This window comes from Pseudomonas sp. NPDC090208, assembly GCF_044746785.1.
Classification (GTDB): Bacteria; Pseudomonadota; Gammaproteobacteria; order Pseudomonadales; family Pseudomonadaceae; genus Aquipseudomonas.
The window spans coordinates 106,810-119,705 of the sequence record NZ_JBIVCU010000020.1 but is presented as its reverse complement, the minus strand read 5'-3'; the positions used below and the strand labels follow the sequence as shown (position 1 = coordinate 119,705).

Genomic DNA, 12,896 nt, shown 5'->3' with positions numbered 1-12,896 from the left:
CCCGCCCCCCCCCCCCCGCCCCCCGGCCCCCACAAGGCTCTGGCGAGGGAACTGGCGGAGCGAGGCGTAATTACCCGCGAAGACCTGGCCGAGCAGTCTATTGACGACCTGCTCGACATCGACGGCATCGACGACGATCGTGCCGGCAAGTTGATCATGGCCGCCCGAGCCCATTGGTTCGAGTAAGTAAATGCGGCCTGAGGAGAGAAGTGCATGACGCAAGTCACGGTGAAAGAACTGGCCAAGACGGTCGATACACCGGTAGAGCGCCTGCTACAGCAGATGCGTGAGGCAGGTCTGCCGCACACCGCCGCCGAGCAAGTTGTGACCGATAACGAAAAGCAAGCCCTGCTGACCCACCTGAAAAGCGGTCACAAGGCCAAGGCGGAAGAGCCGCGCAAGATCACTTTGCAGCGCAAGACCACCAGCACCCTGCGTGTTGCGGGTAGCAAAAGCATCAGCGTTGAAGTACGCAAGAAGAAAGTTTTCGTTCAGCGCAGCCCCGAGGAAATCGAGGCCGAGCGCAAGCGCGAGCAAGAAGAACGCCGCGCGGTAGAAAATGCCGCCCGTCAAAAGGCTGAAGAAGAAGCTCGTCAGCGCGCCGAAGAAGAAGCGCGTCGTCAGCCTGCACCTGCTCCGGCACCTGCCGTGGAAGCGGCAGTGTCTGAACCAGCACCGGCTCCTGTCGTCGTTGACGAGCCTGTGGTCGACGCCGTGGCGCCGGCACCGGTTGCCGATCGCAAGAAAGACGAACCACGCCGTCCGGACAGAACCCGCAACGACGACACCAGCCGTCGTGGCAGCGGTGATGGCGAGCAGCGCAAGAACGCGCCGCATCGTGCTTCGGTCAAGGAAAAGGCTCCGGCCCCACGTTCCGCTCCACGTACCACCGACGAAGAAAGCGATGGCTTCCGTCGTGGTGGTCGCGGCGGTGGCAAGGCCAAGCCGAAGAAACGCAACGCTCACGGTTTCCAGAACCCGACCGGTCCGGTCATCCGTGAAGTGAAGATTGGTGAAACCATCACCGTGGCCGACCTTGCTCAGCAAATGTCGGTCAAGGCTGCCGAGATCATCAAGTTCATGTTCAAGCTGGGCACCCCAGCGACCATCAACCAGGTTCTGGATCAGGAAACTGCCCAACTGGTTGCCGAAGAACTGGGCCACAAAGTGACCCTGGTCAGCGACACCGCCCTGGAAGACTCCCTGGCTGAATCGCTGAAGTTCGAAGGCGAGACGGTTCCGCGTGCTCCGGTCGTGACCGTCATGGGTCACGTTGACCATGGCAAGACCTCGCTGCTCGATTACATCCGTCGTGCCAAGGTTGCTGCAGGCGAAGCCGGCGGCATCACCCAGCACATCGGTGCATACCACGTTGAAACCGAGCGTGGCATGGTGACCTTCCTCGACACCCCGGGTCACGCCGCGTTTACCGCAATGCGTGCCCGTGGTGCCAAGGCCACCGACATCGTCATCCTGGTTGTCGCTGCCGATGACGGCGTGATGCCGCAGACCATCGAAGCCGTGCAGCACGCACAGGCCGCCGGTGTGCCGCTGGTCGTTGCCGTGAACAAGATCGACAAGCCGGGCGCTGATCTGGATCGCATCAAGAGCGAGCTGGCAGCCCACGGTGTGAATCCGGAAGAGTGGGGTGGCGACAGCCCGTTCGTACCGGTCTCCGCGAAAATGGGTACCGGCGTCGACGAACTGCTCGAAGCGGTCCTGCTGCAAGCCGAAGTTCTGGAACTGAAGGCAACTCCTTCGGCGCCGGGTCGCGGTGTCGTGGTCGAATCGCGTCTGGACAAGGGCCGTGGTCCGGTGGCCACCGTTCTGGTTCAGGACGGTACGCTGCGTCAGGGCGACATGGTGCTGGTCGGTTCGAACTATGGCCGCGTTCGCGCCATGCTCGACGAGAACGGCAAGCCGATCAAGGAAGCCGGTCCGGCCATCCCGGTCGAGATCCTCGGTCTGGACGGTACGCCGGACGCCGGTGACGAAATGAGCGTGGTGGCTGACGAGAAGAAAGCCCGTGAAGTTGCGCTGTTCCGTCAAGGCAAGTTCCGCGAGGTCAAGCTGGCCCGTGCTCACGCCGGCAAGCTGGAAAACATCTTCGAGAGCATGGGTCAGGAAGAGAAGAAGACGCTCAACATCGTCCTCAAATCCGACGTCCGTGGTTCTCTGGAAGCTTTGCAGGGCGCTCTGAACGGCCTGGGCAACGACGAAGTACAAGTGCGTGTAGTGGGCGGCGGCGTCGGTGGTATCACCGAAAGCGACGCCAACCTGGCGCTGGCTTCCAACGCTGTACTGTTCGGCTTCAACGTGCGTGCCGATGCCGGCGCGCGCAAGATCGTCGAGCAGGAAGGTCTGGACATGCGTTACTACAACGTCATCTACGACATCATCGAGGACGTCAAGAAGGCGCTCACCGGTATGCTCGGCAGTGACGTTCGCGAGAACATCCTCGGCATCGCCGAAGTTCGTGACGTGTTCCGCTCGCCGAAGTTCGGTGCGATCGCCGGTTGCATGGTCATCGAAGGTGTCGTGCACCGTAACCGTCCGATCCGCGTACTGCGTGAAGACATCGTTATCTTCGAAGGCGAGCTGGAGTCCCTGCGCCGCTTCAAGGATGACGCTTCCGAAGTGCGTGCCGGCATGGAATGCGGTATCGGCGTGAAGAGCTACAACGACGTCAAGGTCGGCGACAAGATCGAAGTGTTCGAGAAGGTCGAAGTGGCTCGCAGCCTCTAACTCGCGAGCTCCAGGAGTCATGACAGTCGTCGCATGCAAATGCCCAGCGGGTGTCATGGACTCTCAACGCAACGCCCGGTCCGGCTTCTGCCAGGCCGGGCGTTTGCCGCTTTCAGACCCTGCGGCTTTTGGCGCGGGTCAGTACAGGTAACAAGACATGGCAAAAGAATACAGCCGTACCCAACGTATCGGCGATCAGATGCAGCGCGAGCTGTCGCAACTGATCCGTCGTGAAATCAAGGACCCGCGTGTCGGTCTGGTCACCATCACCGCCGTCGACGTCACCCGCGATGTCGGCCATGCCAAGGTGTTCATCACCGTGATGGGCCAGGACGGTGCCGAAGACATCGCTCAGTCGCTCAAGGTGCTCAATGCCGCCGCAGGCTTCCTGCGCATGCAACTGGGCCGCGAAATGAAGCTGCGCAGCGTTCCGCAACTGCACTTCCATTACGATGAAAGCGTCTCCCGTGGTGCGCACTTGTCGGCGCTGATCGAGCGTGCCGTGGCCGAAGACAGCCAGCACACGCCAACCGACGGGTCGAAGGAGTAACCGGGTGGCTCAGGTCAAGCGTATCCGCCGTAACGTCAGCGGCATCATCCTGCTCGACAAGCCGCTGGGCTTCACCTCCAACGCCGCGCTGCAGAAAGTTCGCTGGCTGCTCAACGCGGAGAAGGCCGGCCACACCGGCAGCCTCGATCCGCTGGCCACCGGCGTGTTGCCGCTGTGCTTTGGCGAGGCGACCAAGTTCTCCCAGTACCTGCTCGATTCCGACAAGGGTTATGAAACCCTGATGCAGTTGGGCAAGACCACCACCACCGCAGACGCCGAAGGCGAGGTTTTGCAGACCCGTCCGGTGACCGTTGGTCGCGCCGATATCGACGCGGTGCTGCCGGAATTTCGTGGGCAAATCAGCCAGATACCGCCGATGTACTCCGCCCTCAAGCGTGACGGTCAGCCGCTGTACAAGCTGGCTCGGGCAGGGGAAGTGGTGGAGCGCGAGGCGCGTTCTGTTACTATTGCGCGCCTGGAATTACTGGCATGCGAAGGCGAGACCGCGCGTCTGTCTGTCGGCTGCAGCAAAGGCACCTATATTCGTACCCTGGTGGAGGATATCGGTGAGCGGCTCGGTTGTGGTGCTTACGTCGCAGAACTGCGCCGTACCCAGGCCGGCCCCTTCACGCTGGCCCAGACCGTCACGCTCGAAGAGCTTGAAGCAGTGCACGCCGAAGGTGGCAACGAAGCGATCGACCGCTTCCTGATGCCATCGGACAGCGGCCTGCAGGACTGGCCTCTGCTGAAGTTTTCCGAGCACAGTGCGTTCTACTGGTTGCACGGTCAGCCTGTCAGGGCACCGGATGCACCGCAGTTCGGCATGGTGCGGGTACAGGATCATGAAGGACGCTTCATCGGGATTGGTGAAGTGAGTGAAGACGGGCGTATTGCGCCGCGTCGACTGATTCGGTCAGAGTGACCGAACCCGTCGGGTCGGGATATCCTGACACGGCGGTACGAGGGTGGCTGTCAACAGGCACGGTCACGCCTCTTCTTTTTAATACGAGGGTTTGCCCTCGGCCTGTTGAAACTGTCTCTTCGGAGCGGTTTCCCGAAAAAAGGAATGCCCACATGGCACTCAGCGTTGAAGAAAAAGCTCAGATCGTAACCGACTACCAGCAAGCTGCCGGTGATACTGGTTCGCCAGAAGTGCAAGTTGCACTGCTGACCGCCAACATCAACAAGCTGCAAGGCCACTTCAAGGCCAACGGTAAGGACCACCACTCCCGTCGTGGTCTGATCCGCATGGTAAACCAGCGTCGCAAGCTGCTGGACTACCTGAAAGGTAAGGACGTTACCCGTTACAGCGCCCTGATCGGTCGTCTGGGTCTGCGTCGCTAATAACGCCGCAGTTAGAGGTTGGTTGTTCGTCACGTTCCGCAGGTATTTTGCCGGTGGGCGGGCGGGCTCCCAGCCTCTAGTTTTATCTGGTGTGACGGTTGGGTCCGATTCCCGCCGACACCCAAGAATTCGCAAGAAACCAGTTCCCCCAAGAGCCACAAAGAAGGTAGGAAACCGTGAACCCGGTAATCAAGAAGTTTCAATTCGGTCAATCGACCGTAACCCTGGAGACAGGCCGTATCGCCCGTCAGGCTTCTGGTGCGGTATTGGTCACCGTTGACGACGACGTCACCGTGCTGGTGACCGTGGTTGGCGCCAAGCAAGCCGACGCCAGCAAAGGCTTCTTCCCGCTGTCCGTTCACTACCAGGAAAAAACCTACGCTGCCGGCAAGATCCCTGGCGGTTTCTTCAAGCGTGAAGGCCGTCCTTCCGAAAAAGAAACACTGACTTCGCGTCTGATCGACCGTCCGATCCGCCCACTGTTTCCAGAAGGCTTCATGAACGAAGTGCAGGTTGTCTGCACCGTGGTTTCCACCAGCAAGAAGACCGATCCGGACATCGCTTCGATGATCGGTACCTCGGCTGCCCTGGCCATCTCCGGCATTCCGTTCGACGGCCCGATCGGCGCCGCTCGCGTGGCATTCCACGAAAGCACCGGCTACCTGCTGAACCCGACTTACGAACAACTGAAAGCTTCGAGCCTGGACATGGTCGTTGCCGGTACCGAAGAAGCGGTACTGATGGTTGAATCGGAAGCCAAAGAACTGACCGAAGACCAGATGCTGGGCGCCGTGCTGTTCGCCCACGACGAGTTCCAGGCCGTGATCAAGGCGGTCAAGGAACTGGCTGCCGAAGCCGCCAAGCCAACCTGGACCTGGGCTCCTCAGGCAGAAGCCACCGCACTGCTGGGTGCCATCCGCTCCGAGTTCGGCGCTGCCATCTCCGAGGCCTACACCATCACCGTCAAGGCCGACCGTTACGCTCGCCTGGGCGAGCTGAAGGATCAGGTCGTTGCCAAGCTGGCCGTTGAAGAAGGCAGCCCGTCGGCTTCCGAAGTCAAAGCCGCTTTCGGCGAGATCGAATATCGCACCGTTCGCGAAAACATCGTCAACGGCAAGCCACGTATCGACGGCCGCGACAACCGCACCGTACGTCCGCTGAACATCGAGGTCGGTGTTCTGCCGAAGACCCACGGTTCGTCCCTGTTCACCCGTGGTGAAACCCAGGCACTGGTCGTTGCGACCCTGGGCACCGCCCGTGATGCACAGCTGCTGGACACCCTCGAAGGCGAGAAGAAAGACCCCTTCATGCTGCACTACAACTTCCCTCCGTTCTCGGTGGGCGAGTGTGGTCGCATGGGCGGCGCTGGTCGTCGTGAGATCGGTCACGGCCGTCTGGCCCGTCGTTCGGTTCAGGCCATGCTGCCAGCCGCCGACGAATTCCCGTACACCATCCGTGTCGTATCGGAAATCACCGAATCCAACGGTTCCAGCTCCATGGCTTCGGTCTGCGGTGCTTCGCTGGCTCTGATGGACGCCGGTGTACCGATGAAGGCGCCGGTTGCCGGTATCGCCATGGGTCTGGTCAAGGAGGGCGAGAAGTTCGCCGTTCTGACCGACATCCTCGGTGACGAAGACCACCTGGGCGACATGGACTTCAAAGTAGCCGGTACCGCCAAGGGTGTGACCGCGCTGCAGATGGACATCAAGATCAAGGGCATCACCGAAGAAATCATGGAGATCGCCCTGGGCCAGGCCCTGGAAGCTCGCCTGAACATCCTCGGCCAGATGAACAACGTCATCGGTCAGTCGCGTTCCGAGCTGTCGGCCAACGCTCCGACCATGATCTCGATGAAGATCGACACCGACAAGATCCGTGACGTCATCGGTAAAGGCGGCGCGACCATCCGTGCGATCTGCGAAGAGACCAAGGCTTCGATCGACATCGAAGACGACGGCTCGATCAAGATTTTCGGCGAAACCAAGGAAGCTGCAGAGGCTGCGCGTCAGCGCGTGCTGAGCATCACCGCGGAAGCCGAGATCGGCAAGATCTACCTGGGCAAGGTCGAGCGCATCGTTGACTTCGGTGCTTTCGTCAACATCCTGCCTGGCAAGGACGGTCTGGTGCACATCTCCATGCTGAGCGATGCTCGCGTCGAGAAAGTCACCGACGTGCTGAAAGAAGGTCAGGAAGTCGAAGTACTGGTACTGGACGTGGACAACCGCGGCCGTATCAAACTGTCGATCAAAGACGTGGCAGCTGCCAAGGCGTCGGGCGTTTAAGCCCTCGCGTTAGCACTGTTGAAAAAAGAGCCCTTCGGGGCTCTTTTTTTTGCCTGCTGGAATGTGAGCGCTGCGCCCCGCAAGAATTCCTGACACACCACACCCCCCTGTAGGAGCTGGCTTGTCCTGCGAGCGGCGACGAAGTCGTCGTAAACCCGGTAAACGCGGTGTGTCAGGCACGCATAGTCGTCAGGGTCTACGACGGGTTCCCCGCCGCTCGCAGGACAAGCCAGCTCCTACAGGTACGAGGCAAGGCGTCGGAGAGAGGTGGCCCCTGATGAATAATCCCAATGTAATTAACAAGTTAGCCCGCAACGCCCACACAGAACATGCATCTTGCATGCGGAACTTTTTCATTCCGGGCAATCTGCACGATCAGGACGGATCCATAAATTCATAACCTATTGATTTAAAAGAAAAAATTCTCAAGTCAAAGGTTGGCACAGCGCTTGCGATATACCAGTAACCCTGCAACTCACACGGTGAGTGCAGATTCTGAGAAAAACAGGAGTTACTCGTATGAAGAAGTTCGCTATCGCTGCTGCTACCGCCACTGCCCTGACGCTGACCATGGCTAACGTAGCCATGGCCGAAACCTCTACGACTCAAGCGCCAATGCAGGTCGCTGCAGGTGAAGTTGCCAAAGCCAAGGAAGCCACTTCTGATACCTGGATCACCACCAAGGTCAAATCCGATTTGATGACCGAAAAAGGCATTCCAGGCTCCGACATCAAGGTTGAAACCAACAAAGGCGTGGTTTCCCTGTCGTCGACTGTCGCTGTGACCACGTCGCAGAAGAAGATGGCTGTCGATATCACCAAGAAAATCAAAGGCGTGAAAGCCGTCTCGGCTGACGGCCTGAAAGCAGAGTAATCAGTTTCGACAGAACCGATAGAACGGACGATCGACGGCCAGGGAGGCTGTTGGTTGGTCGATTGAAGGTTCATGCGAAGGCCATACGGATGTGGCCATTACAAACCCTGGCGCTTGCGTCGGGGTTTGTTCTGTCTGGAACATCGACACAGTTTGTAGCACATACGCTCAAGATCCCGCCGTTGTCGCCGCCTTAGCCTGTCTTGCCGGAAAAATCCTGCGTATATTTGTGTCCGGTTCGATACGTTTGTCCCATGGGCAACCCTTCGATATAAAAAATACTATCTTGAACCCGTTCGCTGTCCGGCCGAACGAGGTTGTTCTGGCGGGTGTGCATCGCCCGCAGTTGACTTGTGCTGCCATTCCAATGACCTAGAACAAGGCAAAGCCGTCGCAATGAATACTGTCTCTGCTGCCTTGCCGGCAGCGCCCCGGGCCGAAGTGCCGCCCAGCGTGTGGGCGCTGCGCTCGGGCGCCGTACTGCTGACCCTGATCATCTTCCTGATCGACTGGCTCAGCACCCTGGATGTGGCCATCGCGGTGATGTACGTGGTGGTCATTCTCATGTCCGGCGATCTGTTCTCCCGCCGTGGCGTGGCACTGGTGTCGTGTGGGTGCGGGCTGCTGACGCTGATGGCGTTTCTGCTGTCCCACGGCACCGGCTGGGAGCTTCCGCCCTTTGCCCGCTGTCTGGTCAGCCTGTCGGCCATTGCCATCACCGCATTCCTGGCGATGAAAAACAAAGCCTCCCGCGATGCTCTGGAAGAACAGGTGCGACTGCTGCATCGCAGCGAGGCGTTTCTGTCTGGCGCTCAACGGCTGAGCCTGACGGGCAGTATCGGTCTGAAAATGCCCAGCGCGCAGATGTACTGGTCTGACGAAGCCCGTCGCATTTTCCAGTTCGACGAACAACTGCAGCCCACCCTCGAATACATGATCAGCCGCACCCATCCGGAAGACACCGATGGCCTCAAGGCGCTGATCGAACAGGCCTATGCCCGTCACGCCAACATGGAGACCGAATTCCGACTGCTGATGGCCGACGGCGCCTGCAAACACGTGCGCATGCTGGCCCGGCAGGTCCCCGATGCCGCAGGCGGCTGCGAATACATCGGTGCGCTAATGGACGTCACCGCAGCGAAGAACGCCGAAGAAGCGCTGCTGCGTTCGCAGAGCCAACTGGCCCACGTGACCCGGGTCACCACCCTGGGCGAGATGGCGGCGTCGATTGCCCATGAGGTCAATCAGCCACTGGCCGCCGTGACCACCAATGCCGAGGCGGGCTTGCGCTGGCTCAACCGCGAGCAGCCGGATCTGGGTGAAGTGCGCAGCGCCATCGAGCGCATCAAGAGCGAGGCGCACCGGGCCAGCGAAGTGATCCGGCGAATTCGCGGGCTGTCGCGCAAGACCGATCCCAAACATGTGCAGATCGATTTTCAGGAAGTAGTGCAGGAGTCCGTGGCGCTGACTCGCCGGGAGATCCTGCGACACCGGGTCAACCTGGAATTGCCGCCGGACGACGAGCCACTGTGGGTCAAGGGCGATCGGGTGCAGTTGCAGCAGGTCATCATCAACCTGCTGATGAACGCGTTGCAGGCGATGTCCGGCATGCATGGCAAGCCCCGCAACCTGTCCGTCAGCCTCGGGCATGCGCCGGGCGGTGATGTGTTCCTGCGGGTTCAGGACAGCGGCCCGGGGATTTCCGCGCAAAACCTGCCAAGCCTGTTCAATCCTTTTTTCACCACCAAACCGGAGGGGATGGGCATGGGCCTGTCGATTTGTCGCTCGATCATCGACGCCCATGGCGGCCGTATCTGGGCAGAGAGTGAACTGGGCCATGGCGCCGCACTGAGTTTTTCGCTGCCCGCGCAGCCGCAGGTGTCGGCATGACGGTCACCGACAACAGTCCTGTGGTGTTCGTCGTCGACGACGATCCGGCGATTCGCGCCGGGCTCGACAGCTTGCTGCGGTCGGTGGGCATGCGGGTGTTCACCTACGCCTCTGGCGCCGAATTTCTCCGCCATCCGTTCGACGATGTGCCGGCCTGCCTGATCCTCGATGTGCGCCTGCAAGGCGAGAGCGGCCTGGATTTTCAGGTGCGCTTGGGCGAGTTGAAAGTGTCGATGCCTATCGTGTTCGTCAGCGGTCACGGTGACATCGCCATGTCGGTCAAGGCAATGAAAGCCGGCGCGCTGGATTTTCTGGTCAAACCGTTCCGCGAACAGGACCTGCTCGACGCTGTAGCTCTGGCCTTGCAGCAAGACAGCAAGCGCCGCGAGTCGGGCAAGGCCGCCGCCGAACTGGAGGCCCGCTACCGCACGCTTACGGCTCGCGAACAGGAAGTCATGGCCTTTGCCGTCACCGGCCTGATGAACAAGCAGATCGCTGCCGAAATGGGCCTCAGTGAAATCACCGTGAAGATCCACCGGGGCCATGCCATGAAAAAGATGCAGGCCAAAACGTTTGCCGACCTGGTGAAAATGTCCGAGGCGCTGGCGCAGGCCTGATCATCGTCGCGTCACGCTATACCCGAGTATGAATCGGCCACGCTGATGGCTAATCGGAATCATGCTCCGTCGATGTTAATTTCCCGGGAGTCCTGAACGTCAGTTTCGGGGTCTGTGCGCCACGCGCCCCGGGAGAGTGACACATGCTTGTGATGGAAGTCGGCGATACCCAGCCTGACAGCTGCCTGTCGCAGCACGAGACTGAACAGCCGTCCCGCGTAACCAGAGTTGCCCGCCTGCAATTGTGGCTGTGGATCGGTCTGGCGTTGGCGATCGTGATTCTGCTGGGCACCTTGCTCGGTTTCCTGTTCCAGCAGGCACGCCATCAGGCCGCCGCCGATGTCGGCAACCTCAACCGTATTCTCGAAGCACGCCTCAACAGCCTGCTGCACGACACCCAGACCAACCTTCAGGGCGTTGCCCTGCGCATGGACGAAGATCTCCTGCGCAGCAGCACGACGCCGCTGGTGCAGCCATGGCAGTTACGGGCGCTGGTGCGGCGCTTTCCGGCATTGGGGCATTTCGATGTGCTGACGGCCGATGGCGGATTTCTGTTCGATTCCGATGGTCAGGCGTACACGCCCAGCGCCGATCAACAGCAGTTCCGCAACCGCCTGGGCAAGCTGAATGTCGCTGACACCACAACCCTGTTGACCGTGCTGGGGCACGACTCGGCCCGTGAGCAGCTGTACATGGCGGTACCGATTTTCGACGGCCAGCAGCGCCATCTGGGCTGGATCGTCGGCAGCCAGCCGCTCACGCCGATTCTCGCCAGTTTCAGCCAGGTGGACGTCGGGCCCCATGGCGTGATCACCCTGCGCCAGCTCGACCATGCCGAAGCCGTCCTGCGCGTACCGGCAGCGCCTGCCCAGCCTTACGGCCAGCGCGCCGACGGAGTTGACCGGCAACTGGACAGCGGCGTGCAGGAGGGCACCGTGCTGACCCATTCGCGGGTCGACGAGGTCAAGCGCCTGTACGGTTTCAAGCGGGTCGGCGACTTCCCGCTGGTGCTGGTGATCGGTTTGGCTCAGCAGGACTACCTGCTGCCCTGGAAATACACGGTGATCGCCGCGTCGCTGGCCTGCGGCGTGCTGTATCTGCTGATCGTCGGCCTGACCCTGCGCTTGCAGGCCAACCGTGTCCGCCGCCAGCAGGTGGTGGCGGAGCTGCGCCACAGTGCCTATCACGATGAGCTGACGGGGCTGCCCAATCGCCGCTATCTGCTGGAGCGGGTCAATCAGGCGATCAACCAATGCGGGCGAGGGCAGCGGTTGGCGCTGCTGTATTTCGACGTCGACCACTTCAAGACCCTCAACGACTCTCTCGGCCATGTCGCCGGCGACGCGATCCTGCAACGTCTGGCTCAGCGTCTGCTGGCGTTGAAGCCGACCGTGGACACGGTGGCGCGGCTCAGCGGCGACGAGTTTCTGGTGCTGGTGGAGGAGGGCGAACCGGAGCGGCTGGCGGCACTGGTGGCGAGCATGCTGCAAATGCTCCAGCAGCCTCTGGAACTGGCCGGCTATGCGCTGTCGATCTCGGCGTCGGTGGGTATCGCGGTGTATCCCGCCGACGGCCACGATTTCGGCTCGTTGCTCAAGGCCGCTGACACGGCGCTGGCCCAGGCCAAGCGCAACGGCCGGCACACCTGGGTGTTTTACGAAGCGACCATGGGCGCCCGCGAATTGCGCTTGCTGAACATCCAGACCGAGCTGCGCCAGGCCTTCGTGCAGCGCGAGCTGAACATTCATTACCAGCCGCAGATCGAGCTGGGCAGTGGGCGGGTGATCGGCGCCGAGGCGCTGCTGCGCTGGAATCACCCGGGGCAGGGGCCGATCAGTCCCGCCGAGTTCATTCCCGTGGCGGAAACCAGCGGCCTGATCGTGCCCATCAGTCGCTGGCTGCTGAACAAGGTCTGTCAGCAAGCGGTGGCCTGGCAGGCGGCGGGCTTTGGCGAACTGACCGTGGCGATGAACTGTTCAGCCGTGCAATTCCGTCAGGGCAGCCTGGTTCAGGACGTCCGTCGTGCCCTGCATGACAGCGGGCTCAAGCCGCATCTGCTGGAGCTGGAATTGACCGAGTCGATCCTGATCGAACACTCCGAACGGGTGGCGGAAACCATCGACGGTCTCAAGGCCCTCGGCGTGCGCATGTCCATCGACGATTTCGGTACCGGCTATTCGAGCATGGCCTATCTGAAACGCTTTGCCGTCGACAAACTGAAGATCGACCAGTCGTTTGTCCGTGGCCTGCTCAACAATCCACAGGACGCCGCCATCGTGCAGGCGGTGATCACCCTGGGCCACAGTTTCGAGATGAAAGTCATCGCCGAAGGGGTGGAGGATGCCGACACGCTCGATGCGCTGATCCTGCGCGGCTGTGATGAAGTGCAGGGCTATCACTACGCCCGGCCGCTGTCGGTGGCTGCCTTCGACGATTTCATGCAGGCCCATCTCGAATCGTCGTTCATGGCCGAACGTTGGGTCTGAGAAGGGGTGTGGAATGTTGTCAACATGGTCAGAAAATCCCCGTCCGTCGCCAATTGCCTCCGGTCATACACCCGTATACTTCTCGGGCTTGCAGGGGCTCGGTAACGTA

The 12,896-nt window shown here is 60.8% G+C and carries 10 protein-coding genes; all 10 read left to right on the top strand.

The features are described 5' to 3' along the window. On the top strand, positions 1-186 hold a 186-nt coding region (locus ACIPL0_RS26540), incomplete at its 5' end, for a helix-hairpin-helix domain-containing protein (protein ID WP_400731624.1). Positions 187-213: 27 nt separating this feature from the next. Further along, positions 214-2,745: a translation initiation factor IF-2 gene (gene infB / locus ACIPL0_RS26535; protein ID WP_400596226.1), complete on the top strand. Its 2,532-nt coding sequence runs from the start codon at positions 214-216 to the stop codon at positions 2,743-2,745. Between the two features lie 157 nt (positions 2,746-2,902). Beyond that, positions 2,903-3,295, top strand: coding sequence for a 30S ribosome-binding factor RbfA (gene rbfA, locus ACIPL0_RS26530; protein WP_400596224.1), 393 nt, complete (start codon positions 2,903-2,905; stop codon positions 3,293-3,295). A 4-nt stretch (positions 3,296-3,299) separates the two neighbouring features. Further along, positions 3,300-4,217, top strand: coding sequence for a tRNA pseudouridine(55) synthase TruB (gene truB, locus ACIPL0_RS26525; protein WP_400596222.1), 918 nt, complete (start codon positions 3,300-3,302; stop codon positions 4,215-4,217). 152 nt (positions 4,218-4,369) lie between these two features. Next, positions 4,370-4,639, top strand: coding sequence for a 30S ribosomal protein S15 (rpsO, locus tag ACIPL0_RS26520; RefSeq protein WP_400596220.1), 270 nt, complete (start codon positions 4,370-4,372; stop codon positions 4,637-4,639). Positions 4,640-4,815: 176 nt separating this feature from the next. Next, positions 4,816-6,921 (top strand): polyribonucleotide nucleotidyltransferase, encoded by a 2,106-nt coding sequence (pnp, locus tag ACIPL0_RS26515; protein ID WP_400596218.1) that lies wholly within the window; start codon positions 4,816-4,818, stop codon positions 6,919-6,921. Between the two features lie 519 nt (positions 6,922-7,440). Next, positions 7,441-7,794 (top strand): BON domain-containing protein, encoded by a 354-nt coding sequence (locus ACIPL0_RS26510; RefSeq protein WP_400596216.1) that lies wholly within the window; start codon positions 7,441-7,443, stop codon positions 7,792-7,794. A 396-nt stretch (positions 7,795-8,190) separates the two neighbouring features. Then, positions 8,191-9,684 (top strand): sensor histidine kinase, encoded by a 1,494-nt coding sequence (locus ACIPL0_RS26505; RefSeq protein ID WP_400596214.1) that lies wholly within the window; start codon positions 8,191-8,193, stop codon positions 9,682-9,684. After that, the gene (locus ACIPL0_RS26500; protein WP_400596212.1) at positions 9,681-10,301 is read left to right on the top strand and encodes a response regulator transcription factor; all 621 of its coding nucleotides are present in this window, start codon (positions 9,681-9,683) and stop codon (positions 10,299-10,301) included. The genes ACIPL0_RS26505 and ACIPL0_RS26500 overlap by 4 nt, the downstream gene beginning before the upstream one ends. Positions 10,302-10,444: 143 nt before the next feature. Then, positions 10,445-12,787 (top strand): putative bifunctional diguanylate cyclase/phosphodiesterase, encoded by a 2,343-nt coding sequence (locus ACIPL0_RS26495; RefSeq protein WP_400596210.1) that lies wholly within the window; start codon positions 10,445-10,447, stop codon positions 12,785-12,787. Positions 12,788-12,896: the final 109 nt, after the last annotated feature.

What these genes read in the sequence shown, in the direction of transcription:
- infB (WP_400596226.1), top strand. Translation starts at nt 214, where the DNA reads ATGACGCAAGTCACGGTGAAAGAACTGGCCAAGACGGTCGATACACCG.
- ACIPL0_RS26495 (WP_400596210.1), top strand. Translation starts at nt 10,445, where the DNA reads ATGCTTGTGATGGAAGTCGGCGATACCCAGCCTGACAGCTGCCTGTCG.
- ACIPL0_RS26505 (WP_400596214.1), top strand. Translation starts at nt 8,191, where the DNA reads ATGAATACTGTCTCTGCTGCCTTGCCGGCAGCGCCCCGGGCCGAAGTG.
- rpsO (WP_400596220.1), top strand. Translation starts at nt 4,370, where the DNA reads ATGGCACTCAGCGTTGAAGAAAAAGCTCAGATCGTAACCGACTACCAG.
- ACIPL0_RS26510 (WP_400596216.1), top strand. Translation starts at nt 7,441, where the DNA reads ATGAAGAAGTTCGCTATCGCTGCTGCTACCGCCACTGCCCTGACGCTG.
- ACIPL0_RS26500 (WP_400596212.1), top strand. Translation starts at nt 9,681, where the DNA reads ATGACGGTCACCGACAACAGTCCTGTGGTGTTCGTCGTCGACGACGAT.
- rbfA (WP_400596224.1), top strand. Translation starts at nt 2,903, where the DNA reads ATGGCAAAAGAATACAGCCGTACCCAACGTATCGGCGATCAGATGCAG.